Source organism: Chryseobacterium rhizosphaerae, assembly GCF_003385455.1.
In the GTDB taxonomy this organism is placed as follows: Bacteria; Bacteroidota; Bacteroidia; order Flavobacteriales; family Weeksellaceae; genus Chryseobacterium; species Chryseobacterium rhizosphaerae.
In genome coordinates this window covers 23,216-49,872 of the sequence record NZ_QNUF01000024.1, presented here as the reverse complement: position 1 = coordinate 49,872, position 26,657 = coordinate 23,216, and the positions used below count along the sequence as shown (strand labels likewise).

Annotated in this window: 24 protein-coding genes; 3 read left to right on the top strand and 21 right to left on the bottom strand. The window is 36.4% G+C overall.

What is annotated here, in order from left to right; translation table 11 throughout:
* The 4 genes from DRF57_RS17735 to DRF57_RS17720 form a co-directional block, all read right to left on the bottom strand.
* On the bottom strand, nucleotides 1–765 hold the full coding sequence (locus DRF57_RS17735; protein WP_115919939.1) for an isocitrate lyase/PEP mutase family protein: 765 nt from the start codon (nucleotides 763–765) through the stop codon (nucleotides 1–3).
* 153 nt (nucleotides 766–918) lie between these two features.
* Nucleotides 919–1,431 (bottom strand): methylated-DNA--[protein]-cysteine S-methyltransferase, encoded by a 513-nt coding sequence (locus tag DRF57_RS17730; RefSeq protein WP_115919937.1) that lies wholly within the window; start codon nucleotides 1,429–1,431, stop codon nucleotides 919–921.
* 43 nt (nucleotides 1,432–1,474) lie between these two features.
* On the bottom strand, nucleotides 1,475–2,023 hold the full coding sequence (locus tag DRF57_RS17725) for a DinB family protein (RefSeq protein ID WP_115919935.1): 549 nt from the start codon (nucleotides 2,021–2,023) through the stop codon (nucleotides 1,475–1,477).
* A 55-nt stretch (nucleotides 2,024–2,078) separates the two neighbouring features.
* The gene (locus DRF57_RS17720; RefSeq protein WP_115919933.1) at nucleotides 2,079–2,597 is read right to left on the bottom strand and encodes a Crp/Fnr family transcriptional regulator; all 519 of its coding nucleotides are present in this window, start codon (nucleotides 2,595–2,597) and stop codon (nucleotides 2,079–2,081) included.
* Between the two features lie 70 nt (nucleotides 2,598–2,667).
* Between DRF57_RS17720 and DRF57_RS17715 the strand changes: the two genes are divergently transcribed.
* A complete protein-coding gene (locus tag DRF57_RS17715; protein ID WP_115919932.1) occupies nucleotides 2,668–3,522 on the top strand; it encodes a hypothetical protein in 855 nt (284 codons plus the stop codon).
* Between the two features lie 295 nt (nucleotides 3,523–3,817).
* Nucleotides 3,818–4,840: a hypothetical protein gene (locus DRF57_RS17710; protein ID WP_115919931.1), complete on the top strand. Its 1,023-nt coding sequence runs from the start codon at nucleotides 3,818–3,820 to the stop codon at nucleotides 4,838–4,840.
* A gap of 213 nt (nucleotides 4,841–5,053) precedes the next feature.
* Here DRF57_RS17710 and DRF57_RS17705 read toward each other — a convergent pair whose 3' ends face one another.
* From DRF57_RS17705 to DRF57_RS17655, 11 genes are all read right to left on the bottom strand, one after another.
* Nucleotides 5,054–6,112 carry an alpha/beta hydrolase gene (locus DRF57_RS17705; RefSeq protein WP_115919930.1) on the bottom strand — a complete coding sequence of 353 codons (1,059 nt, stop codon included), beginning with the start codon at nucleotides 6,110–6,112 and terminating at the stop codon, nucleotides 5,054–5,056.
* Nucleotides 6,096–7,370, bottom strand: coding sequence for a PepSY-associated TM helix domain-containing protein (locus tag DRF57_RS17700; protein WP_115919929.1), 1,275 nt, complete (start codon nucleotides 7,368–7,370; stop codon nucleotides 6,096–6,098). Before DRF57_RS17700 ends, DRF57_RS17705 begins: the two co-directional genes overlap by 17 nt.
* Before the next feature lie 188 nt (nucleotides 7,371–7,558).
* Nucleotides 7,559–9,727: a TonB-dependent siderophore receptor gene (locus tag DRF57_RS17695; protein ID WP_115919928.1), complete on the bottom strand. Its 2,169-nt coding sequence runs from the start codon at nucleotides 9,725–9,727 to the stop codon at nucleotides 7,559–7,561.
* A 242-nt stretch (nucleotides 9,728–9,969) separates the two neighbouring features.
* Nucleotides 9,970–10,467: a hypothetical protein gene (locus DRF57_RS17690; protein WP_047485705.1), complete on the bottom strand. Its 498-nt coding sequence runs from the start codon at nucleotides 10,465–10,467 to the stop codon at nucleotides 9,970–9,972.
* Nucleotides 10,468–10,744: 277 nt separating this feature from the next.
* Entirely contained in the window at nucleotides 10,745–11,584 is an 840-nt protein-coding gene (locus DRF57_RS17685) for a carboxylesterase family protein (RefSeq protein WP_115919985.1), read from the bottom strand.
* 14 nt (nucleotides 11,585–11,598) lie between these two features.
* Complete coding sequence (locus DRF57_RS17680) at nucleotides 11,599–12,045, bottom strand: hypothetical protein (protein WP_115919926.1); 447 nt, start codon at nucleotides 12,043–12,045, stop codon at nucleotides 11,599–11,601.
* Nucleotides 12,046–12,100: 55 nt separating this feature from the next.
* Nucleotides 12,101–12,901, bottom strand: a complete 801-nt coding sequence (locus DRF57_RS17675) for an SMI1/KNR4 family protein (protein WP_115919924.1) — start codon at nucleotides 12,899–12,901, stop codon at nucleotides 12,101–12,103.
* Between the two features lie 227 nt (nucleotides 12,902–13,128).
* A complete protein-coding gene (carB, locus tag DRF57_RS17670) occupies nucleotides 13,129–16,311 on the bottom strand; it encodes a carbamoyl-phosphate synthase large subunit (protein ID WP_047485171.1) in 3,183 nt (1,060 codons plus the stop codon).
* A gap of 57 nt (nucleotides 16,312–16,368) precedes the next feature.
* The gene (locus tag DRF57_RS17665; protein ID WP_047485172.1) at nucleotides 16,369–16,719 is read right to left on the bottom strand and encodes a four helix bundle protein; all 351 of its coding nucleotides are present in this window, start codon (nucleotides 16,717–16,719) and stop codon (nucleotides 16,369–16,371) included.
* Nucleotides 16,720–16,764: 45 nt separating this feature from the next.
* On the bottom strand, nucleotides 16,765–17,838 hold the full coding sequence (locus DRF57_RS17660) for a carbamoyl phosphate synthase small subunit (protein ID WP_047485174.1): 1,074 nt from the start codon (nucleotides 17,836–17,838) through the stop codon (nucleotides 16,765–16,767).
* 151 nt (nucleotides 17,839–17,989) lie between these two features.
* Nucleotides 17,990–18,880 (bottom strand): aspartate carbamoyltransferase catalytic subunit, encoded by an 891-nt coding sequence (locus DRF57_RS17655; protein WP_047485176.1) that lies wholly within the window; start codon nucleotides 18,878–18,880, stop codon nucleotides 17,990–17,992.
* 240 nt (nucleotides 18,881–19,120) lie between these two features.
* Between DRF57_RS17655 and DRF57_RS17650 the strand changes: the two genes are divergently transcribed.
* Nucleotides 19,121–19,582, top strand: coding sequence for an Lrp/AsnC family transcriptional regulator (locus DRF57_RS17650; protein ID WP_047485178.1), 462 nt, complete (start codon nucleotides 19,121–19,123; stop codon nucleotides 19,580–19,582).
* Nucleotides 19,583–19,828: 246 nt separating this feature from the next.
* Here DRF57_RS17650 and argH read toward each other — a convergent pair whose 3' ends face one another.
* The 6 genes from argH to argC form a co-directional block, all read right to left on the bottom strand.
* Nucleotides 19,829–21,133, bottom strand: coding sequence for an argininosuccinate lyase (gene argH / locus DRF57_RS17645; protein WP_047485181.1), 1,305 nt, complete (start codon nucleotides 21,131–21,133; stop codon nucleotides 19,829–19,831).
* A gap of 246 nt (nucleotides 21,134–21,379) precedes the next feature.
* Nucleotides 21,380–22,462, bottom strand: coding sequence for a M20 family metallo-hydrolase (locus DRF57_RS17640; protein ID WP_115919922.1), 1,083 nt, complete (start codon nucleotides 22,460–22,462; stop codon nucleotides 21,380–21,382).
* Nucleotides 22,437–23,231, bottom strand: a complete 795-nt coding sequence (gene argB, locus DRF57_RS17635; RefSeq protein WP_047485186.1) for an acetylglutamate kinase — start codon at nucleotides 23,229–23,231, stop codon at nucleotides 22,437–22,439. The genes DRF57_RS17640 and argB overlap by 26 nt, the downstream gene beginning before the upstream one ends.
* A 65-nt stretch (nucleotides 23,232–23,296) precedes the next feature.
* On the bottom strand, nucleotides 23,297–24,256 hold the full coding sequence (locus tag DRF57_RS17630) for an N-acetylornithine carbamoyltransferase (protein WP_115919920.1): 960 nt from the start codon (nucleotides 24,254–24,256) through the stop codon (nucleotides 23,297–23,299).
* Nucleotides 24,257–24,448: 192 nt separating this feature from the next.
* Nucleotides 24,449–25,588 (bottom strand): aspartate aminotransferase family protein, encoded by a 1,140-nt coding sequence (locus tag DRF57_RS17625; RefSeq protein ID WP_115919919.1) that lies wholly within the window; start codon nucleotides 25,586–25,588, stop codon nucleotides 24,449–24,451.
* Between the two features lie 95 nt (nucleotides 25,589–25,683).
* Nucleotides 25,684–26,649 (bottom strand): N-acetyl-gamma-glutamyl-phosphate reductase, encoded by a 966-nt coding sequence (gene argC / locus DRF57_RS17620; protein WP_047485193.1) that lies wholly within the window; start codon nucleotides 26,647–26,649, stop codon nucleotides 25,684–25,686.
* Nucleotides 26,650–26,657: the final 8 nt, after the last annotated feature.

Here is a 26,657-nt window from a genome sequence, read left to right as displayed (position 1 = left end):
TTAAGCAAAAAGAGAGGTAAAACTTTTATTATTCGTAATATCTTCACTCATTACTTCCAGTTGTTTGTAAATGTATCTGTTTAAAAAAGCACCGGAAGTCATTCTTCTTACTCCCAATTTTTTAAGGACGCTAAAATCCGGAAGTCCCGGTACTGCCATAACATTTAAAGGAAGCCGGGTAGCGCTTACCACTGTTTTTATATCATTTTCATCACTTATGCATGGTACAAAAACTCCGTCAGCCTTAAGCTCTTCGAAGAGCTTCACTCTCTTTAAAGTTTCTTCCAATGCATTTTCCATTCCCAATAAAAAGGGATCAGTTCTTATATTGATAAAAACATTACCTCTTCTTTCTTTCAGTGTTGAGAAAATATCTTTCAGTTTTTCAGCAAATGCCTCTCTATCCAAAAGCTGTCTTATACCATCCACAACATACGTATCTTCCAGGTTAATTCCTGCAATTCCTATATCCAAAAGCTTTAGTATGTTAGAGGTAACAATCCCGGCTGTATTTCCGTATCCGGATTCAAGATCCACAGATAAAGGAATAGAAACGGATTCTTTGATTCTTTTAATAATATAAAAATACTCTTCGAAGCTCATCTCCTCCCCATCCTCGTACCCTAAGCTAAGAGCCACAGCCGAGCTTGAGGTCGCCAGTGCTTTATAGCCCAATTTCTCGTATATCCTGGCACTTTGTACATTCCATACATTGCCTAATAACAAAGGTTCTTCACCCTGATGTAAATCTTTAAAACTGATCATTATTATTTTTCTTCAAATGTATCAACATTGACAGGCGGTATGCAACCGAAAAATGGACAGGTATTTTTGAAGTACGGAAAATATATGAGTTTGACAGTGTTAAGCAGGAAATACCGATATTAATATCCCCCTTTATTCTTTATTCTTTTATTCTTAAAACAAAATAGCTTTCTCCAGCTCCAATAATTTCTGTTTTCTCCAGATTCCTCCCGCATAGCCTACCAGCTCCCCATTGGAGCCAATCACACGGTGACACGGAATTAAAATGGCAATTTTATTAATACCATTGGCTGTTCCTACTGCACGGATCGCCTTCGGATTTCCTAAAAATTCGGATTGCTGTTTATAGGTTCTTATTTCTCCCATTGGAATTTCACAGAGGAGCTGCCATACTTTTTCCTGAAATTCCGTTCCTGTGGTGAATAATGGAACATCAAAACGTTGTCTCTTTCCTTCAAAATATTCTTTAAGTTCTTTCTCCAGCTGTATGAAATGGGGATGTTCCTTTTCTACTATTTCAGCATTCAGCACTTTAGACAGAGATTTAAACTGCTTTTCAATATTCTTCCGGTCTGTGAATTCAAGTAAACAGATTCCCTGATCTGCTGCACAGGCGATCATTTCTCCAAGCGGAGTTTGTATGGTTTTTTGACAGATGATTTCCATTAGTTTAAAATTACTACTTTTTTAGAATTCATCAATCAATGTTTCAAATGTTCTTCAAAACTCCTCTTACCTGCATCATATGTCTTTCGTTGTGATAAATAACAAATCGCAAGGTATCTCCTAATTTCAGACTGATCCATTTTGAAATACTGATTCCTGTTTTTGTTTTCTCCAGATCAATATGTCCGGCTTTTTTCAAGAGCTCAAGCATCTCTTTTTGCTGCCTGATAAACTCATCAATAACGCTTTTATTCAGTTGACTACGAATAGGATTCATTGCCTTAAATGTTCTCATCTTATTGAGTTTTTCTTTAGGAAGCATCGTCCTCGCAAAATAGTTTCCGAGAATACCCGGTTTAAAAGTAGAATTGGAAGAAGTGGCAGAGGAAGCAATTTTACGACTGATTTCTGGAATATAAAATTCTCCATAACGGTTGAGATGTTCCAGGCATTCCAGGACACTCCAGCTATCTGCTGACATTCTGAAATTTAAGTCCCCTTCAGGTTTCCCTAAGAGTGTTTCTGCGTACTGCAGATGTTGCTGGGTCTTATTTTTCAGTTCATCCAAGAGTTGTGAGGTCGAAATTTTCATAGTCCATTTTTTATGCAAATATCCAGATCGTTTACTTCTTAAATCTTGATTGAACTCAAGATTTTTTAAGTCTGGATAATGTTTCCGGTGACATCCTGAGATAGTTTGCAATATATTTATTGGGAATCTCCTGGAACAGTTTAGGGCTTCTTCTTAACACCCTTTCATAACGTTCCCGCGGAGAACTAATCAGCAGATCCTTTTCTCTTTCCAGCTGTTGCAATACCAGCTCTTCCAGGACCTGTATCCACATCTTCATATGCTCTTCATCCGACTGAATAACTTCATAAAAATCCTTTTTTGAGGCTTGTTTCACCTTGGTCTTTTTAAGGGCCTGAATATAAAAGTCGGATGGTTTTCCGGAAAGAAAAGAATCCAGGGAAACAATAATATTACCGGTATATCCGAAACGGATAATCCTTTCTTCATTTTCATCTGTCATAAAGATCCGGACACTCCCATTTTCTATATAATAGATATGGGTATCTGTACTTCCTGCAATTTTCAGGAACTCATTCCTCCTGAATTCTTTCTTTTCCCAGTGAAGTCCGCTTTGAAGTAATTTTTCAACCATTTCACAATATTATTTGCCGATCCAAAGATAATGGGTAAATTTAGAGTTTTAACACCAATCACTACTAACAATGCTCAAAAAAACAAATCTCCTATTATTCCTTTTTGCCAGCTATCTTGGCATTCAGGCACAGCAGACCATCCCTTTCAGAATTACAAAATACAATAATATCATTGTAAAGTCCCAAGTCAACAAAAAAGACTCACTGGACCTGATGTTTCAGATTGCCATGAAAGATGGCTCTATTTCTCCGGAACGGCAGAGAAAAGCAGACCATATTATTTTCAATAAAGAAGAAATAAGTGATCATAATACGGTGGATATTGGCCCGGTAACCCTGAAAGATGTCCGATTTTTTGACAACCAGCTCTCAGGCTATGAATCGGACGGAAAAATAGGAACCAGTCTATTTGAAGGAAAGACTTTTAAAATTGATTATGACAACAGTCAATTTGTAATCTATGACAAAAACCCTGATCTTACAGGTTATCAACCTCTTAAAATTATGCTGGATCAGGGTGTATTCATCGTGGCTGCCGATAATGTGGTTGATGGTGAGAAACAACAGGAGTCTTATTTTGCTCTTCAATCCGGATACTCAGGTGGGGTATTATATAGTAATGAGTTTACTGAAGAGAAAGAACTGGAAAAAAAATTAAAAATAATAGGAGAAAAAACACTTAAAAATTCCAATGCACAAAATTTAGCTATCAAACAGGGAATTCTTCCTTTTTTAAAATTAGGAGACTTTGTTTTCAAAGATATTTCCGTGGCTTTTTTCTCGGGAAATCTTAAAACACAAAATGTCAGCTATTTTGGTGCTGATATGCTGCGCAGATTTATATGGATCTTTGACGCAGACAGAAACACAGCTTATATCAAGCCAAGTAAGTATTATTCAGAACCTTATTATAAAATAAATTAAAACATGTGTTTTTCTAACGCAAAGCTTTAGCTTCATTATCTATATTTTTAGGGAGCAAAGGATAGAATCAACTTCGTTGATTCGTCGAAGCGTATGGATAAGCATACATCTTCATCAGCGACGAAGCCGCATCACTTTGCCCACTTAAAATAAAGTGGAATTATTCATAAGCTTTACGTTCATCTTTTTAATCAAAAAATAATTTCAAACTGACCTATTGAGTCTTGTCAACAAAATATATAAGAATTCCTGAATAAAATGTAAACAGGATCTAAAACATTACAAATAAAAAATTATGAAGAAGATTAGGATTTTCGCGGCACTTTTATTATCCCAACTGGCGATTATCAGCTGCAAAAAGGATGAAAAGAAGCCCACCGAAACAGCAATTACTGCTACTAATGATTCTGTAAAAACTCCAAAAGCAACGGAAGAAAAAATAGATTATAAAAACTTTAATATTTACAGTGTCACTGTAATTTCCTCCGGACAGAAAGATGCGCTGTCAGATATTTTTATTTCTGTATCAGATATTTATACCGATCCCCAGCCTATACAGAAAGAGGCTTTAAGCAATCAGAAAAATGTTTCTCCTGAGCAGCTTCAGTATATTGAGCTTGATTCAAAGCACAGAAGTAAAATACTGAACGGACTTCATCTTACAGAGAATGATTCACTTTACCTTTACAACTATCAATTCAACAAACTGGAAAAACTTCCATTAAACAAGCTTAAAGCAGTTGCTTATTTAGATTTCTATTCTATGGAAGGTGAAGAAGTAGATGGTACTTCATACATGGTAGGATTTCAGATTGAAGCTCATAAAGAACCGGATATCAGAAATAAATATGAGAATGCTGTTGCCTATTTCGGGAATAAAAACCCTTTTATTGAAAATAAAATGAAGCCTGTTCAATGGAAGAAAGCGAGTGCTGACATTTCGAAGAAATACTTTACGTCTTCCAAGCTTACACCTGGAGATACCTATCAGGCGAAATATGAAGATCTCACCTATTATCTGCAGGACTATCTTCAGGATGAAATGGTTCAGGAGCGCAAATTGGTAGTAGTCAATGACCGTAATGAAAAAACATTTGAAAAAACGATTACCACAGCCGGTGGCGACGGGGCTGAATTTACTCCCCTTAATGGAATCAGTAATGATGAAAGCAATACTTCTCAATGGACCGGTTATCTGTTCAAAGGGAAACCTCCTGTAATTTTTGGATTTGTTGCACAGTCTTTTGGCTGCCCTTCCATTACATTTTTAGATAAAAATCAGAAAGACTTCACAATCAACTGTGATAACAGACATTAGTAATTTACTCAGCAGCATTTATGAGAAATTCTGTCATTACAGCATATTTATCAATTGGAACGGGCTTTAGCCCGCTTTATATTTTATTAATCATCCATCGGCTTTAGCCAAAACTTATTATAATTATCTAATAATAATGACAAAACCATAAACACGAGTGCTTATGGTTTTGTTTTTACAATTATTTAAACTCAATTGATGATCCGGTAAGCATTATTTTACTTTAGGATAAAGTCTGTTTTTCATATGTATAAAGTAAGTTTCAGATTCTTTGAACTCGTTACTTTTCATAAATTTAAGCACTACATTCAGATAAGATTCTGATGGTACGAAGTCTGCTCCTGTTTTCTCAGAAAGCTTTTTATATTCTCCCTCCAACAATTCCGGATTTTTGGCAAGTTGTTTAATATCTGTTCTGAAGCCTTTAAATATAAACTTCAGGGCTTCATAATTTGCAGGATAAGAAACAGTACCATGCACTTCTCCTTCAAAGAAACGGTGTTTGTAGTTCAGTGAACCATTGCTTTCCACTATTCCTTTAAACTCTTCTATGGTCTGCGTCATATCAGAATTCCAGTTTTTCTGCTGTTCCTCATTATCTGCCTGGGAAACAAACAGAGACTTTTTCGCAGGAAACTTTTTATGCTTTTCAATATAATCTTTAGTTTTGGAAATCAACACCTTATTATCCCACCATAAGCTGGGGTCATTGGCAACATAGGCATTGAAATAATCAGGGTGGGTAAGAAAAGTATTAATGGCAAACAGCCCTCCAAAAGAATGCCCTACCAGCAAAGAATACTCCTGAGTTCTGTACTTTTTATTGATAAACGGTTTCAGTTCTTCCTGCATGAATTTTATGAAATTCTCACTTCCTCCACTGTCGGCAAAAAGGGTAAGATTAGGGTTTACCGGACTTTTCTTTTGAGCCTTTGTGGGGGTAAGGTCTCTTGTCCGTTCTGTATTTTTAATTCCTACCACAATACATTCCGGAATATCAGCATAAGGTGTCCGGGCAAGAAAATCAGTCATCCCGACATAATACTCAAAATTGATTTCACCATCCAAAAGATAGATTACAGGATATTTTGCCGGATTAATCGTAGTGTCGTCATAGGTTTTAGGAAGATGAATCCAAACTTCTCTGTTTTCATTTAAAATTTTTGAAAATAAAACCTGCTTCTCTCCCACTATTACTTTTTCCTGAGCATTGGCTTTTGAAGTAAGCATTAAAAATAGGGAAAGGTATAAAAATTTAAACCAGTTGTTCATGATGTTCGTCTTTTCTGTGTTGATGAATAGTTTTGATTTCCTTTGTCTTTTTCGTTGATTTATTTTTCCTTCCCCACCAGATCAGGAATCCGGTTACCGGAAGGCTTGTACAGATGATCCCGATAACGAAAGTGAAGATTTTTCCAAACATTCCGCCCCAATAGCCGACATGCAGATCAAAATTCATATGTTCAATCACTTCATGCATCAGAACTTCTTTCGGATAGATGATTTCATTTCCTGTATATTTATTGATTTCCCTGCTTTTACCGTTTGTAATACTTTTTAAGCCGATAAATTGGGCTGCCACTACATTATAAACAGTCGCTGAGTCATTTCTTGGAACACTCATCCTGATCTGTTTTGCTTCAGGAATTTCTTTAAAATTTCTCTCTATAAAAGCCGTAAAAGGCAATGCTTTTTTTTCAGGATCAAACTTAGGATCAAATTTTTCGGCAATTTTATGGGCATCTGCTACGCCACCAAAAGCAGTTTGTGTAAGATCTGTAAGGACTTTATAAGCCATAATAAGCCCCGTGATTGTAATAAATACTGCCGGGAGCAATGAATAAAAACCGAATACATTGTGGAAGTCATAATTTTTCCTGCGCCACTTCGTTCCCGATTTTATTTTGAATGCCGTTGTCCTGGTGGTTTTATTCCATTTTTTTGGCCACCAAAGGATAAGCCCGCCGATAAGCTGGATGAAAAATATAATGGAAGCAACTCCTACCACCGTTTTCCCAAACTTTCCTGCCAACAGCTGGGCATGAATATGGGCAACAACATAGAAAAACTCATAACTCTTTGTAGAGCCCATCACTTTTCCGGTATAAGGGTCAAGGTAATGATAGGCAAATACTCCCCTCGGACCACGGCCCTTTCCTTTTGGTTTTTCTGCTTTTCCTGTATTCTTATCTTTAGGAGGTTTGGTAGCAGAAGCTACTCTAAAGCTTCGGTCCGCTTCTTTATAGGTGTCAAAATAAAATGCTTTACGATCCGGAACCTGCTGATGAAATTGAGCAAGGAGTTCTTCAGGAGATCTTTTCTTTGCATTGGCAGGAACCTGAACATATTTGGCACTTCCACCACACAGATCTATAATTTCGTCACAGAAGACAAATACTGTTCCTGAAAGTGTCACAGTCAGTACAATGATTCCGGAAACAAGTCCCAGCCAAAGATGCAGCCAACCTGTAATCCGTTTGGTCAGGGATTTTCCCTGTTTTTTCTTGGGGTTAGTTTTTTTATTATCCATATCTAATTATCCTGTTATCTATAATATAATTGTTGGAAAACGGAAAGACGCAGGGATTACCATACATACAGCTTTTAAGGCGCTTGAAAATCAAGATTTCCAGAAAGAATAGATAATTCCACCTCCTATAGAAAACCGCCATTGCGTTTTCCAACAAACTATATCTTTTAAATAATTTTTATTTTTAATTAAAATTTAAATGCGAAGTTGGCAAGAACTTCTCTTGGCTTCTGTGGCTGGCCATAAAAGTTCCAATAGGTCTCATTCAGGGCATTATTCATTTTCAGACCAATTCTGTATTTCTTCTTATCATAGAAAATAGTAGCACCTACAGAGGTGTATGAAGGGGCAAGAAAGTGATTGGTAATATTGATATAAGTTTTATCTACAAAATTGAACCCGGCTCCGAAACCTAAGCCTTCATAAGCACCATCCATAATTTTATAACTGGTCCATAAATTGGCGACATGTTTAGGTGTCCACGCAATTCTTTTTCCGGCATCTTTACCTCTGTCATCATAACGGTTATCGTTATACCCGTATCCTCCTACGATATTCCATCCTTTCACCGGGTTTATGACCACGTCCATTTCAAACCCCTGATTTTTAATATTTCCGTCCTGTCTGCTTCCCAAACCGCCCGGATCAGCAATTACTCTGTTTTTAACCTTCATATTGTAATAGGTAATGGTTGAAAGTAATTTCTTACCGAATAGATCCAGTTTAAAACCGGCCTCAAACTGATTCCCTTGCTCAGGATCCCATTTCGTAAGAATTCCATCCTGGTTAGCTGAAGGAGCTATGTTTTTAAATCCATTTACGTAGTTGGCAAAGAATGAAATTTCATCTTTTTTAATTTCATAGACTAATCCAAATTTTGGAGAAAACTGGGTCTGATTGTACCCATCATTTCCGGGAACCCCGTTTCTTTTGATATCATCATTCTTATAATGATCCATTCTTAAACTTGCCATTACAAGGAAATTATCCGTAATATTTAAAACATCAGAAACATATGCACTGTACGTACTGTATTGTGATATTTCGTATTTGGTCCCATTTCTTGGAAGTGCCTTCACGACATCCCGGGAAATTGAAGTCCAGTCAGAAGTTCCATTCAGTAAAACGACGTCTGTAGGCTGAGGCTGATCTTTGTCTACAATGACTCCGTTTAAAGGATATGGAACGAATACGGAAGAATCATTCTTACCCACTTTATAAACAGGATATTGATTTTTACTGTTCTGGTGGAAATAATCAAATCCTACCACCAGACGGTTTCTCAGTTTTCCTATTTTAAAGTCTCCGATAAAGTTCTGCTGGATGTTATCTGTGGTTATTTTATAATTATCAAAAGGGCGGATGCTTCGGCTTACAGAATTATCATTTAAATAGTTCAATACCAAAAATATAGATTCATTTTCGTTAGCTTCTCCTCTCTGGTAAGACGTTCTGGAAGTCCATTGATCATTAAATTTATGGGTGACTTCAGCCATGGTAACGAAATTGGTTCTTTTTGATCCTATGTCATTGCTTGTAAATGATCTGCCATGAATGGCTGCAAGGTCTTTCATAGAGTGAAGGGTCAGCTTTTCAGACTGTCTCACATAGGCATTCAGTGTTTTTTCCGGCGAATGGAATTCAGTATCCAATGTTACGGTAGTTTTATCACTGACTTTGTATAAAATGCTTCCAGAGAAAAACAAGCCTTTATTGTAGCCTGCATCCTGGAAAGAATCCTGAGAATAGGCAGCCACATTAAATCTTGCCAAAGCTGTTTTTTCTTTATTCAACGGAGTATTGATATCTGCCGTGATTCTGTTCATTCCCCAGCTTCCGGTGGTATAATTGATGATTCCTCCAAAATTTTCCTGTGGCTTTTTAGTCACTACATTGACTATCCCTCCATAATTGGCTAATGTTCCTCCAAACAAAGTTCCTGAAGGCCCTTTGATTACTTCTATTCTTTCTACGTTAGCAATTTCAGACTGTACTCTCGGGTTTTGGATTAAACCGTTTCTAAAATTTGCAGAAGAACTGAAACCTCTCAGGAAAATATCATTTCCACTGTCGTTTACACTGTTATTCACGACCACTCCCGGAGCTGAAGCCATTGCCGTATTGAAGTCCACAGCACTCATTTCACTGATGATTTCCTTGGGAACAAGGTTATAAACAGTGGGATTTTCAAGGTTTTCCAATGGAAGTCTTGCTACTGATTCTGATTTCTTGGTTCTGTAATTGTGAGTCCCTTGTAGGGATACTGCCTGAATTTCAGCTATTTTAACCGTATCTTTTTCCTGGGCACTCAGTATAGATACGGCTAATAAAGCCGCAGAAATAATTGTCCTTTTCATTGTATAATTAAGTTTAGTTTTGCAAAATTATTCTATTTTTATTAATTCTAAATAAAAATATTACACAAATCATAAAATTAACTTATTAAAAAAGGCCGTAAATAAAGGGTTTCTGAAATTTCAGAAACCCTTTGTATCATCTGTTGATGATATTTTAATTCTATATTTTCTTTGTTTGTTCCATAATGAATGGGCTAATCTTGGTATACTATCTTCAGCAGGGATTTATTATAGCTATGTCGCTATATGATGGCAGACATCATCATCGACATATAATAATTGGCACAGTGTAAGGCATTGATCAGCACAATTTCTTTATCCGGAAATGTTTCAAAGGCATCAGAGGTTGTGATATCATATTCATAATTCAAGGTACTCCACTTGAGGTTGGGTTTCATCACTAAAAGCTCAATTCCCTCCTGATCAGTCAATACAAATGACTCTTTAAAAATACCTCTGTGTTTAAAAAGAAATCCATTTTTTATCCCATTAAAATAAGTTTGGACTACAATTTCTCCATTCCAGTTCATTCTGAACTTTAAGAGTACTTTTTCATGATCTTTCAGCTCAATAGTGGTCCCCCAAAAACCCTTAGGCTCAATCTGATAGGTTACGTTTGCAATTTCTGCTATCGCATTAAAATTAAACCAGCTTCCGTACGTAAGCTTCCCTATCAATTGGTCACCCTGTGTCACCTCAAAGGATAAAGAATTATTTGATTTTGCAAGATATTCTGCCATGGTTATTTCTGATTTGGTGGAGTTTTTATTAATTTCTAAAATATATTTAAAAACAAACGATTTATGACCCCCTAATTTACAACCTCTTACATAAATCAGCAAAAAAAATATAAGATGTTTTATATACCTGAAGACATATTTTTATATAAACACAAAAAAATGGAGATCCAGACCTGATTTCAACAAGCCAACGACCTTACAATCGAAAAACCCTGCAAGAAAACTTACAGGATTTATCTGAATTGAATTAACTGTATTGTACATCCGGTACAGTCTTTTATTTATGTTTTTTAAACAACCATTTTGGAATTTCTTCTGTCAGCAAAAATGGGATAACAATATTATTGTGATTGAGATGTGTGAAAGTGGTGAAAACTAAGTTAGGGTCTGAAGAAAGTTTATTAAATAATTCTACACTTCCGATATATGGATTATCAGTATCCTTTTCTCCGTGAATCAACCAGATATTTTTCTTACTTATCTTTCTAAGATTGGAAAAATCAGGAACAGCAGCTACAGATACCAGAGCCGCAAATTGGTCAGGCTGAATATTCATCAGGTTTTGTGCTGTTGATGCTCCCATAGAGTACCCTATCAAATAAATCCTGCCTTTATCAATATCCGGATATTCTTTTTCTACATTTTTAATCAATTCCAACAAAGCAAAAACGTCATGGGAAGGTTTTGAAATTTGGATATTCTCACTGTTATTTTCATAATTTGAAGAACGCTTACTGAATTGTGGCGCTATCACATAACATTGATATTTACTGTAAATCTCATTCCTTAACCACATTTTGGCAAACAGTTCAAGCTGGTTTTCATTATCACTGCCAATTCTGGTTGAATTATGAAAAGTGATGACTAACGGGTATTTCTTTCCCTTAGCAGTATTTTGGGGAGTTAAAAGTCTGTAAGGAATCTGAATACTATCTTTTGAGAATATTTTTTTCTTGAAAACCTCAGTATTCAAACTGTTTACAACTTTCCGGTTATTTAAAAAAGTCAGGCTATCCACCTGAGTATCCCGGAATTCTTTCTTCTGTCCAGCAATAAAATTTGTGGTTAAAATCAGGGAAAGAATGATTAAAATAGGTTGTAAAATTTGTCTTTGCATGGTGTTTTTAAAAATCATTTTATTTTATAAATATAATCGTGTTTAACTTCCTCAGAATTTTTCCTTAGTTCTTGAATGTCATAAGGTTGACCGTCTATTTCAATATAACCAATCATATGGGTCCACCAATAATTATGAGTTTTTTCAATTCTTACAGTTGAATGTGGCTCAATTTCTAACGAAATGCTACAGCTATCAATACTTATTTTTTCAAGATGCTTTAGGTTCTTATTGACATGAAAAAATCTCGGCTCCACAATATTATTTTCATAATTGAAACTAAAACTACCATACAAACTGTCTTTTAATAATTTTGAAATTTTCCTGTTGTAATTGATTTTTACAGTCTTTTTTGTCTGACTTAAATTTTGGATGTAAAAATCTGTTGGGATTGAACAACCCAATAGAAAAAAGAGAAAAATAATTCCAAACAAAATCTTAGATCTTTCCATTATATTCATATCATTTTAATTTACATGGTTTTTATCATATCAGAGATGCCTTAATTTCAACAAATTAAGAAAACAATCTTTTTAATGCAGTCCAAAGGCCTGGTTTAACTGATGTTTTTTTATTTTCAGGTTCAGCCGTCACCTTATCAGAGTCACTCTTAGCCGTATTATTTTTGTATTTTCCCAATTCTTCAAGGGCAGTTCTTTCGTTTGCAGGACTGAAGTAAGCATTAAATGTTTTGTATAATTCAAGAACAAAAGGATTGTCCGTATGGGTTTCCCTGATCCGATTTTTTAATTTTAAATTGGCTCCAAACCACTTCAGGTATCTATCTCTCACAATATTTTCATTTTTCTTAGTCTCTTCCGATGTGACCCAGTGGAATCCGGCAGTTTGATTACTCAAAGCCTGACTGAAAAAATCTAATATCATCTGAACAAATGTCTGTCGTGAGTTTTGGGTATGTCTACCGTCTTCTGGATATTCATCGAAAAACCATATTTCAGGATTATCTGACTCATTTAAATAGAAAAACCTAAAAAAATCATATCTTCTGTGAGATATGGGAAAAACTTCTCTTTCAAATGTAAAACCTGTTTCCGTTAAAGTATTTGTGACATATTCATTGATATCATCATAATCTTCAAATGACATTTGTTCCGCATCAAAAAATTCAAAAAGAAATTTCTTTCCTACGCTTTTAAGGTATTCTTTATAAGCTTCCGGTAATGCCGTTCCTATTCTACTTTCTATCGATGCTATCTCATGATCAGAACATCCAACAATTTTTCCATGGTCTATTCCCAATTCAATGATGAAATATTTTAATTCTGAAAAGAAATCATGATACCTATTCTCAGTCATGGTTAGTTTAATTATGCTTGTTTAGAGGGGTTGTATATGGTTCTCAAAATTACGTATTTCAACAATCAAATTTTAATAGTTTACAGGAGATTATTTTAATTAAAAGTAAAAATTAGGTAAGGTAGAACCCTTGCGAGCCCAACATTGCTATAGAATTGATTGAGATAAAAAAACCTCATAGACTTTTGAAATCTATGAGGTTTATAGGGTTATATTTTTTTTGAAAATTACATGGTTTCCATTTTGAAACTCATGCTTTCAATTACTTTCAGAATAGCTTCTACCGTATCCATTGACGTTAAACAAGGAACACCGTTCTCCACACTCATTCTTCTGATCTGGAATCCGTCTCTTTCAGCCTGCTTACCTTTTGTAGTGGTATTCACAACATACTGAACTTTTCCTTTCTGGATCAGGTCGATAAGGTTGACACTTTCTTCTCCGATCTTATATCCTATTTTGCAAGGAATACCTTTTTCTCCGAAGAACTTCGCGGTACCTTCTGTAGCCCAGATTCTGAATCCTACCTCATGGAATCTTGCTGCCAGAGCTGCAGCTTCTTCTTTATGTTTATCTGCTACTGTAAATAGGATAGAACCATGCATAGGAACTTTTCTTCCTGCTGCAACAAGACCCTTGTAAAGTGCTTTTTCAAGCGTTGTATCTTTCCCCATAACCTCTCCTGTAGACTTCATTTCAGGTCCTAAAGAGATATCAACTTTCGTCAGCTTAGAGAAAGAGAAAACAGGAACTTTTACAAAAACACCTTCTTTGTTTGGAACCAGCCCGTCTTTGTAACCAAGGTCTTTCAGTTTTTGTCCTAAAATTGCTTTTGTAGCAAGGTTAGCCATAGGTACCTCTGTAATTTTAGATAAGAAAGGAACTGTTCTTGAAGAACGTGGGTTCACTTCAATTACATATACATTTCCTTCGAAAAGTACGTACTGGATATTCATTAATCCGATAACTTTCAGTCCTTTTGCCAGTCTTTTTGTATAGTCTACTAACGTATCAATCTCGCTTTGTGAAATATTTTGTGGTGGATACACTGCAATAGAGTCTCCGGAGTGAACTCCTGCTCTTTCGATGTGTTCCATAATTCCAGGAATGATTACTGTTTCACCGTCACAGATTGCATCTACTTCAATCTCTTTTCCTACCATATACTTGTCAACCAAAATTGGATGCTCAGGGCTTGCCTCAACCGCAAATTCCATATAGTGCGCCAATTCTGCTTCTGTGTATACAATCTCCATCGCTCTACCTCCTAAAACATAACTTGGACGTACCAATACCGGATAACCGATTTCGTTGGCAATTTCTATCGCTTCTTCTTTTGAGGTTGAAGTCCTTCCTTTTGGCTGAGGAATTCCAAGCTCTTGTAGTGCTTTTTCGAATTTATCTCTGTTTTCAGCTCTGTCAAGATCTTCCAGTGAAGTTCCTAAGATCTGTACTCCGTGAGCTGCTAATTTATCTGCAAGGTTGATCGCGGTCTGTCCTCCGAACTGAACCACTACCCCTTTAGGTTTTTCAAGATCAATGATGTTCATTACATCTTCTTCCGTAAGAGGTTCGAAGTATAATTTATCCGAAATCGAGAAGTCTGTAGAAACCGTTTCAGGGTTATTATTGATAATGATCGCTTCGTAACCCATTTCTTTGATTGCCCAAACCGAGTGAACAGTAGCATAATCAAATTCTACTCCCTGTCCGATTCTGATAGGTCCTGAACCCAGAACGATGATCTTCTCTTTATTGGAAACAACACTTTCATTTTCTTCTTCATAGGTTCCGTAGAAATAGGGAGTTTCACTTTCAAATTCTGCTGCACAGGTATCTACCATTTTGTATACCGGCATCACTCCGTTTTCTTTTCTGAAATTGAAAACTTCACGTTCCGTTACATCCCAAAGAACAGCAATATTGATATCTGCAAAACCTAGTTTCTTAGCCTGAATTAAAGTTTCTTTATCAAATTTATGATCAGCGATCACTTTTTCAAAATCAACTAATTTTTTCAGTTTCCAGATGAAGAACTTATCTATTTTGCTCCATTCTACAATCTGCTCCCAGTCATACCCTCTTCTTAAAGCATCTCCGATGATGAACAATCTTTCGTCATCACAAACTCTGATTCTTCTTTCAATTTCTTCTGCTGTAAGAGCCTCTGCCTGTTTTGTTTTTAATCCAAGGTGTTTGATTCCTGTTTCCAGTGAACGGATCGCTTTCTGTAAAGACTCCTCAAAATTTCTTCCGATAGCCATTACTTCACCCGTTGCTTTCATCTGAGTAGAAAGTCTTCTGTCAGCAGTTTCGAACTTATCAAATGGGAATCTTGGGAATTTCGTTACTACATAATCCAACGCCGGCTCGAAACATGCATATGTTTTTCCGGTCACTGGGTTCATAATTTCATCAAGTGTCAATCCTACTGCAATTTTTGCAGCAATCTTTGCAATAGGATATCCTGTTGCTTTACTTGCAAGTGCTGAGGAACGGGAAACCCTTGGGTTTACCTCAATGATATAATATTCGAAAGAATGTGGATCCAACGCTAATTGTACGTTACATCCTCCTTCAATTCCTAATGCTCTGATGATTTTTAAAGAAGCATTTCTCAATAACTGATACTCTCTGTCTGAAAGTGTCTGAGAAGGTGCTACTACGATTGAATCTCCGGTATGAACTCCCACCGGATCTATATTTTCCATGTTACAAACCACAATCGCATTGTCGTTTGCATCACGCATTACTTCATATTCAATTTCTTTGAAACCAGCAATTGATTTCTCAATAAGACACTGTGTTACAGGGCTATATTTCAATCCCAGTTCAGCAATCTCCTTCAATTCAGCTTCTGTGGAAGCAATACCACCTCCTGTTCCTCCCATGGTAAAGGCAGGACGAACAATTACAGGATATCCGATTTGATCAGCAAAAGCGATTGCTCCTTCTACTGTATTAACGATATCAGATTCTGGAACCGGTTCGTTCAGCTCTCTCATCAACTCACGGAAAAGGTCTCTGTCTTCCGCTCTGTTAATTGCAGAAAGTGTAGTTCCCAATACTTCCACCTTACATTCTTCAAGAATTCCTGATTTCTCCAGTTCTACCGCCATATTCAGTCCTGTCTGACCTCCCAATGTTGGCAACAATGCATCCGGACGTTCTTTTCTGATGATGTGGCTTACAAACTGTAATGAAATCGGCTCGATATATACTTTATCTGCGATCTCCACATCCGTCATAATCGTTGCAGGGTTTGAGTTGATCAAAATTACCTTGTAGCCTTCTTCTCTCAAAGACAAACAAGCCTGCGTTCCTGCGTAATCAAATTCAGCTGCCTGACCAATGATAATAGGTCCTGAACCGATTACTAAAATTGTTTTTATATCTGTACGTTTTGCCATTTTTCTTTTTTTATTAGAGTCAAGAATCCAGAGCCAGGAGCCAAGATTTTCTAGACTTTATTTTAAATTATTTTTGAATGAGTAAATCATTTTTTGAATTTCGGATACTTCATTAAGTAAAGTATTTACCATCTCTTCAGGTAAAAGATATAGCTCCCTTACCAAAATCAACTGGGTTTGCAATTCAAATGCAGAACCTAAAGCAATAGCAAGAAAATGATTAAATTCTTTAGTGCTATTTCTTCCAGAACCTTCAGCTATGTTAGACGGAATGGAAACAGTACATCTTTTAATCTGAGAAATTAACCCATACTTTTCGTCATTGTTAATCTCTTGACAAACAATATAAATATTCTTTGCCAGTACAATGGACTTTTGCCAGAAAAGTAGTTTTTCAAAGTTGTGCATTAGTACTCTATTTCGTCTTGATTCTTGGTTCTCGGCTCTTGATTCCTACTTTTTAAAGTTCTCCATCATTTCGATAAACTCATCAAACAGGTAGTTTGCATCTTCCGGGCCTGGGCTCGCTTCAGGGTGGTACTGAACGGAGAAACAAGGATGGATTTTGTGTTTTAATCCTTCATTTGTTCTGTCGTTCAACGCGATGTGGGTTTCAATCAGATCTGTTCCTTTTAAACTTTCCTGATCTACTGCATACCCATGGTTTTGAGAAGTAATAGCCACTTTGTTTTTCTCCAGATCCAATACCGGGTGATTTCCTCCTCTGTGTCCGAATTTTAGTTTGAAGGTTTTTGCTCCGCAAGCTAATCCGATCAGCTGGTGTCCTAAACAGATTCCAAAGATCGGAACTTTCCCTAGTAATCCGCGGATCATATCCAATGCGTGAGGTACATCTTCCGGGTCTCCAGGACCGTTTGACAGCATAATTCCGTCAGGATTCATCAATAAGATCTCTTCTGCTGTCGTATCCTGAGAAACAACGATAATATCGCAATTTCTTTGAGACAGTTCTCTGATGATCCCCAGTTTAGCTCCAAAATCTACTAAGACTACCTTGAACCCACGGTTAGGGTTAGCATAAGGTGTTTTTGTAGAAACTGTTTCCACCTGGTTGATAGGGAAACTTGTAGTTTTTAGTTCTGCAGCAACTGCACTTTCATCAGCATCAGCATTCACAATTTTACCTTTCACTACTCCATAGTTACGAAGAATTCTTGTCAGTCTTCTGGTGTCAATTCCAGAGATTCCTGAAAGGTTTTTCTTTTTAAATAATTCATCTAAAGTAATCTGAGTACGGAAATTAGAAGGAAGATCGCAAAGTTCTTTTACGATAAGTCCTTTAATTGCAGGCTCGATACTTTCATAATCATCACGGTTAATACCATAATTTCCGATAAGCGGATAGGTCATACAAACTATCTGACCGCAATACGATGGGTCAGAAATCAATTCCTGATACCCTGTCATTCCGGTATTGAAAACTACCTCTCCTGCAGTTTCCAACTCTGCTCCGAAACCTTCTCCATGAAACACTTCACCGGACTCCAGTATTAATTTTTTCTTCATTTTTAAAAATTAGATATTAGATTTTAGAAGTTGGAAGTTAGACTTCCTTGTTCTATATTATTTTTTCTTTATTCTTTAATATAATGTCGGGTGTACAATGTATAATGTACTTCACCCCGACTTATATTTTGTACATTATACTTTTTACCATTTACTTAAACGTAAATCCTTTTTCTTCCAGCGCCTCCTTCAGGATCGCCATTCTTGCGAAAACTCCGTTCTGCATTTGTTTAAAAACTCTTGAACGTTCGCATTCTACAAGATCTGAATCTATTTCTACCCCTCTGTTGATAGGTGCAGGATGCATAATAATTGCTTCTTTTTTCATCGCCTGCTCTCTTTCTTTGGTAAGGCCATATCTTTTATGATAATCCGAAGCTGTAAAACTCATCGCATCATCATGCCTTTCGTGTTGTATTCTTAACAGCATCAGAACATCTACATCAGCAATCAGTTCGTCTACGGAAAGGTAGGTTCCGTTGATTAAAGCTCCCTCATCAAACCATTGTTCCGGTCCTGAGAAATATACTTTAGCTCCTAATCTTCTTAAAGCTTCAGCATTGGAATTGGCCACCCGGCTGTGTTTTACATCTCCTACAATCCCTACTTTTAATCCTTCGAACTTTCCAAATTCCTGATAGATCGTCATCAGATCCAGCATACACTGTGAAGGGTGATTTCCTGTTCCGTCTCCTCCATTGATCACAGGAATTTTAATATTTTGTAATTCCTCAAAGTACCTGTCCTTTTTATCGCGGATCACTACTAAGTTTACCCCTATACTTTCAATGGTTTTCACCGTATCATAAAGACTCTCGCCTTTGTTTACCGAACTGTGTGAAGCATCAAAAGGAACAACCTGAAGTCCCAGTTTTCTTTCTGCAATATCAAAGCTCGTCTTTGTTCTTGTACTGTCTTCAAAAAAAAGGTTTGAGCAAAAAACTTCTCCTTCAATTTTAGCAGTTTTTCCATTCGCAAAAGCCATTGCTTCTGTCAGTATACTGTTGATTCTCTCGGTGCTTAGTTCTGTAATCGTAAACATAATTCTTAATTTTTGAGCATAAAAAAAGCGAAGACAAGATCTTCGCTTAATAACAATAAATATCGTAAAGGGCGTTTTCGCCCGGTAAATCTAATGATATAAATGCTTTTTTATTCATTAGGTGCAAAGATACAGTATTTTTACGAATCTACAAAAACAAAGTTTTAAAAAAATTTAAAACCTCAGTATTTTCCTATTCTCATTTAAAATTAATATTTTTGTTACAACTCAAATTAGTTTATGGATTTAAAAGACAAAATGATTCTCAGCATTATTCAGGAAGACTCTACTCTATCTGTTAAGGAAATTTCAGAAAAGATAGGCCTTACCTTTACTCCAACCTATGAGCGGATCAAACAGCTGGAGAAGCACGGAATTATTGAGAAATATGTAGGTCTTTTAAACCGTGAAAAACTGGGTTTGAATATCATAGTTTATTGTAATGTCCGTCTTAAAGAGCAATCCAAGAAAGTATTGGAAACCTTTGAGAAAAACATCGGAAAATATGATGAAGTACAGGAAATCACCAGCCTTTCCGGAGAATATGACTATATGCTAAAAATTATTGCAAAAGACATTAATTCTTATAACGAATTTGCAGTCAATGTCATCTCAAACCTTCCCAATATCGGACAATACCATAGCTCCATCGTTCTTCATGAGGTGAAAAAATCCACTAAATTCAAGATTGACCTGGAATAGTTCTTTATTGTAAATCGCTAAGAAATTGTAAGTGATTTACAAACATCCAAGAATTCACTACATCTTTGTTCTTACCACTACCTTTTCGGAATACAATAAAACCATTAAGATACCCTAAGCAGCTAAGATTTATTAAGATTAAAGATTCACAAACGAGTGTAAGGCAGTATGCTAAAAAAATAATTTTTAGAAATTATACTGGTTCTGCTTAAGTGTTTCTATGACCTTAATGGTTTATATTATATTCTAACCCAATAATTTATTTTTCAGCTTATTAAACTGGTATTCTATTTTATCCAGACAGAGGTTTCCTATACTCCCCTGATGGGTATGATCCAGATTTCCCGGTTCAAAATCGAATGCATTATTTTCAATCTCCTGTCCTACTTTCACATAGGCGTCGCGGAAAGAACTTCCGTTTTTCACTTCTTCATTGATCTTTTCTACGCTGAAAAGATATTTATATTTTTCATCTTCCAGAATCCCGTCTTTTACCTGGATATTAGGTAAGGTATAGCTTAAAATCTCCAGACATTCTTTCAGAGAGTCAATCGCCGGGAAAAGAATTTCCTTAGTCAGCTGTACATCTCTGTGATATCCTGAAGGAAGATTATTCGTTAGCAGGATAAGCTCATTCGGAAGAGACTGGATTCTGTTGCATCTTGCACGAACCAATTCAAAGATATCCGGATTCTTTTTATGGGGCATAATACTGCTTCCTGTCGTAAATTCTTTCGGAAAACTTATAAAATCAAAATTCTGATTTAAATACAGACAGACATCATAAGCAAACTTCCCCAGTGTTCCTGCCAATGTTGCCATTGACATTGCCAGTAATTTCTCTGATTTCCCACGGGTCATCTGTGCATACACGGAGTTATAGTTCATCGACTGAAAGCCTAAATTATACGTCGTACTCTCACGGTTAATCGGGAAAGACGAACCATAGCCTGCAGCAGATCCCAATGGGTTTTTATTGATGATATTTTTCACTGAAAACAGCATTTCAACATCATCTAAAAGTGCTTCTGCATAAGCTCCAAACCAAAGCCCGAAAGACGAAGGCATAGCAATCTGAAGATGGGTATATCCGGGTAACAAAACATTCTTATGCTGATCAGCCAGTTTGATTAAAATCTGGAAAAATTCATCTGTAAGAGCCGTTATTTCACGGATCTCATCCAACAAATACAGCTTGATATCCAGCAACACCTGATCATTTCTTGATCTTGCGGTATGGATTTTCTTTCCTGTATCCCCTAATTCTTCAATGAGAATAGCCTCTACCTGAGAATGGATATCCTCAGCCTCTTTATCAATTTCAAAACTACCTTCTTCAATTTTTTCTAAAATTTCATTCAAAACAAATAACATCTGCTCTGATTCTTCATGGGAAATGATCCCTGTTTCAGCAAGCATTTTACAATGGGCCATAGAGCCTTTTACATCGTATTTTGCTAAACGTTCATCAAAGTCAAGATCTTTTCCTACGGTGAACTGATTGACTAATATATTGGTGGCAAGGTTATCCTTCTGCCATATCTTTTTCATATGTAACTATTTAAAATATTAATTGGTTTTGACATGCCCAGCAGGCATTCCTTAAAATTACTATTAACTATAAAAAAACATTTCCTCAATAAAAGTTTCCATTTTTAATTTTCTTTTTTGCATAAATCCTTATTAAAAACTTAAACTTTCTACCTGCTGAGCGTTGTCAAAACATATATTTTTAGATATTCAGATGTCAGACTCTTTGATTTGTATCTGAGATCTGAGATTTAGTATCTGATATCTTTATAACACTTTTTCCAGAATTTGGATGTAGATCGCAATCCCTTCTTCTATTTCATGAACATAGATGAATTCATCCGCAGTGTGAGAGCGCCTACTGTCTCCAGGGCCTATTTTCGCTGATGTACATGGAATAATGGCCTGATCCGAAGAGGTGGGAGAACCATATGTTGTCCTGCCAATTTCAAGACCTGCCTGTACAAACGGGTGATCCATTTCGATTTTCGAAGAATTGAGTCTGAAAGATCTCGCTGTAAGTGTTGATTTCATTTGAGACTGAATCATTTCAAAAGCTTCTTTATTGGAGTATTCATCTGTCACCCTTACATCCAATGTAAAATGACAGGATTCAGGGACTACATTATGCTGTACTCCGGCATTAATGCCTGATAAAGTCACTTTCACCTCTCCCAGATATTCTGAAACTTTTGGGAATTTAAATTCTAAAATATGCTGCAGATCCTGCATACATTTTATAATCGAGTTATCATTATTAGGATGAGCAGCATGGGAAGGGGTTCCTTTCATTTCTCCATCAATCACAAGCAGTCCTTTTTCAGCAATCGCCAGGTTCATCTGTGTGGGTTCTCCTACAATGGCAAATTCTATGTTGGGTAACTGTGGAAACAAAGCTTCTATTCCATCGAATCCTGAAATCTCCTCCTCTGCAGTTAAAGCAATTACCAGATTATATTTTAAATCTTCTTTATCATAAAAATGCAGGAAAACCTGTGCCATAGAAACCAGAGAAGCTCCGGCATCATTGCTTCCCAAACCATAAAGTTTCCCGTCTTTTTCGATCGGCACAAACGGATCCAAAGTATAGGCCTTATTAGGTTTTACCGTATCGTGATGGGTATTCAGTAAAACAGAAGGTTTAAATACATCAAAATTTTTATTGACTGCCCAGATATTATTTTTAAAACGCTTGGTCGGAATCTGATGCTTTTTGAAGAAATTTTCAATCTCCACCGATGTATTGAATTCATCTTTACTGAATGAAGGAATTTCAATCAGATTTTTCAGCAATTCAACTGCATTTTTCAGCAATTCTTCTTTATTATAAACAGATTTCAGTTCCTGCATGATGATTCTCTATATGATTTTTCAATTGGGTTTCTTTAATCAGAAACACCTTATTTACGTTATTTTTTATCGCTCCAAGAGCATTTTCAAGTTTGGGTAAAATCCCTTTATGCAGCTTTCCTTCTTTTTTCAATACATCAAAGTCTTCACCGTTCATACTTTTGATCAATGATTCCGGATCATTTACATTTTCCAGGACACCTTCTTTATCAAAACAATACAAGAGCTCAACCTCAAATTTCGATGATAAAGCCTGTGCCATCACTGATGCAATGGTGTCTGCATTGGTGTTGAAAAGATTTCCTTTTTTGTCATGAGTAATCGCTGAAAATACAGGAATAAGATCGAGCTTCATGAATTTTGAAACCAATTTCTTATTCACACTTTTTTTATTAATATCCCCTACAAAACCAAAATCAATATCCGGATGTTCTCTTTTTTTAGCTTTAATCAAATTGCCATCCGCACCGGAAAAGCCTATTGCATTACAGTTTTTTTGTTGCAGTTTTTCAACAATATTCTTATTGATCCCTCCCGCATATACCATCGTTACAATATCCAATGTATCTTTATCCGTTATCCGCCTTCCATTAATCATCTTCTGCTCAATTCCCAGTTTATCAGCCAAAGTTGTTGCCAATTTACCACCGCCATGAACAAGGATTTTCTTTTCCTGGATTTCAGAAAATTGTTCTAAGAATTGAGTTAATAATTCCTCATCATCAATTAAAGCTCCTCCAATTTTTATGATGTATAACTTTTCCTTCATTTTGTAAACGTTTTGAGATACTGGCTCTTTTTGATCCTTGTCAAGGTTTAAAACCTTGACAAGGATCATTTGGCTTTTAATTCATCTAAAATTTCGCTGAATACTGCCTGCGCCGAGAAAATACGGTTCTTAGCCTGTTGGTAGATAATAGAATGCTCTCCGTCCATTACTTCATCACTCAGCTCTACGTTACGACGAACAGGGAGACAGTGCATTACTTTTGCCTGATTGGTATTCGCCAGTTTTTCATTCGTCAGCATCCAATCTTCCTGTACTTCCGGCATGGCTGCATAATCATCGAAAGAAGACCAGTTTTTCACATAGATAAAATCAGCATCCTTTAATGCTTCATTCTGATCATGGATTACTTTTACATCTTTTGTGAAATTTTTATCCAGATCATAGCCTTCAGGATTTGCAATCACCAATTCAACATCCATTTCCTGCATCCATTCTGCAAAAGAGTTTCCTACAGCCTGAGCAATTGGTTTGATATGCGGAGCCCATGTAAGCACTACTTTTGGTTTATGATCTTTTTTCCAGTTTTCAGTGATGGTAATACAGTCCGCCAAACTTTGTAACGGATGACGGGTTGCAGATTCCAAAGAGATAACAGGAACTTTGGCATGCTGCTGAAACTGGCTTAAAATACTTTCATTGACGTCATCTTCTTTGTTTTTCATTCCTGCAAAACAACGCACAGCAATAATATCGCAATATTGATTTAATACCTCAATAGCATCTTTGATATGCTCTACTGTATCTCCGTTCATCACCGCTCCATCAGCAAATTCAAGATTCCATGCTTCCTGTGCTGCATTCAGTGTCAAAACATTTAACCCTAAATTTTGCGCTGCAATCTGGCTGCTCAAACGGGTTCTTAAACTTGAATTTAAAAATACAAGTCCTATAGTTTTCCCCTTTCCTTTTTCTGTTTCTGAAAGTGGGTTTGCTTTTATCTCTAAAGCTTTTTTTATGATTTCCTGTAAGTTTTCAACATCACTTACAGAGGTAAAATTCTTCATTGAATGAATGTTTTTAAAAATTGACTGACATATTAATTCTTTAATAAACCACAAAAGGCATAAAAGTTTAACGCCCTGAAAACATTAAAGTTCATATAAGATGAAAATCAAAGATTTTCAAGAACTTAAGTACACTCCTTAAGCGTTTAATATTTTTCTTACAACCACTTAAGTGGTTGTAACTTTTGTAGTTTAAATTTTTTCCAATACTATTTTCAAAGCATTGATGAAAAGGTCGGTTTCCTCTTTCCTGATAGTAAGTGCCGGAAGAATCCTTAAAACACTTTTATCATTTGAGTTTCCTGTAAAAATGTGATGATCATACAGCAGGCTTTTCCTTACTTCCGAACAGTCTCTGTCGAGTTCTATTCCGATCATCAGTCCCTTCCTTCGGATTGATTTAATATGTGGTAAATCCTTAATTTCATTTTCAATATACTCACCCATTTGCTGGGCATTATCGATAAGATTCTCTTCTTTCATGACATCCAGAACCGCAATAGACGCTGCACAAGCCAGGTGATTCCCTCCAAATGTCGTTCCCAGCAAACCATTACTTGCCTGGAATTTAGGATGAATTAAAACACCTCCCACAGGAAAACCATTCCCCATTCCTTTTGCCGTGGTGATGATATCCGGCTCTATTCCGAATTCCTGATGCGCAAAGAAATATCCGCTTCTTCCATATCCGGACTGCACTTCATCTAAAATCAGTACAGTGTTGTACTGATCGCACAATTCCTTAATTTTAGACAGGAATTCTACTGTGGGAATCATGATTCCTCCTACACCCTGAATTCCTTCGATGATCACAGAAGAAATTTCGTTCCCCAATACTTCAAAAGTCTTTTCAAGCTGTTCGATATCATTCCAGTCCGACTTGATAAATCGTTCTGAAAAGTTCACCGGTGCCACAATTTTGGGATTATCTGTCACAGAAACCGCTGCAGAAGTTCTTCCATGAAATGAACCTGAAAAATACAGCACTTTGCTTTTCCCATTATGGAAAGAAGCCAGTTTTAAGGCATTCTCATTAGCCTCAGCTCCGGAATTACATAAAAAAAGGTTGTAATCTTCATAGCCCGAAAGCTTCCCAAGTTTCTCAGCCAGCTCAGTTTGCAATTCATTCTGAACAGAATTAGAATAAAAAGAAATTTTCTCTAACTGCTCTTTTAGTTTTGCATGATAATGAGGATGATTATGTCCAATGGAAATTACCGCATGACCTCCGTAAAAATCAAGATACTGTTCTCCTTTATCATCCCACAGGAAAGATCCCTGAGCTTTAACCGGGTTTATATTAAATAATGGATATACGTTGAATAAATTCATGTCTTGTTATAAATGATAATTGATAAATAATGAATGATACGGAGTCCGAGTTTCTGGCTACGAACCGACATACATTTTACTTTTTACTTTATACCTTAAAATGCGATTGGTTTCAGATTCAGCCCTTCATTTTCTTCCCAGCCCATGGCAATATTCATATTCTGTACTGCCTGTCCTGAAGCACCTTTCAACAAATTGTCAATCGCTGAATGGATCACTACTACATTTCCACATTTTTCGATCTGAATCACACAGCGATTGGTATTGACAACTTGTTTTAAGTCAATTGCTTTTTCACTTACCTTTACAAAAGGCGCTCCTGCATAAAAATCCTGATACAACTGATATAGGTCAGAAAGTTCCAAATCTGTTTTTACCGTAGAACTTGTAAAAATTCCTCTTGCAAAATCCCCTCTCCATGGTACAAAATTCAGGCTGACCTCTTTATGGTTAAACAAAACTATTTGTTGTAAAATTTCGTCCACATGCTGATGAGATAACGTTTTATACGCCGAGACATTATCGTTTCTCCAGGTAAAATGCGTAGTCGCCTGCAAAGACTGTCCTGCTCCTGTAGATCCTGTAATTCCTGTTGTAAAAACCTCATCCAGTACCCCTTTTTCAGCTAATGGTAAAAGAGCTAACTGAATCGCCGTTGCAAAACAACCAGGGTTCGCAATACTCTTTGACCCTGACAGTTGTTTTTTATTGATTTCAGGCAATCCGTAGATAAAATCTCTGTTTCCGAAATCTCCTTGCAAACGGAAGTCATTTCCAAGATCAATCACCAAAGTCTCATCTTTCACAGGATTCTGGGTTAACCAATTCTGGCTTTCCTTATGTGGAAGACACAGAAAAAGAACATCCACCTCTTCAGGCTGATCCGTTAAAACCTGTTCGCAAACCGTCGTCAAATCCGGGTACAAATCCGATATTCTTGTTCCCGAATTCGAACGACTATATAAAAAACTCAATGTCACATGGGGATGAAAAGCCAGTAAGCGTATCAACTCACTTCCTGTATAGCCGTTGGCTCCTACAATTCCTACTGTTTTCTTCATATTGATCG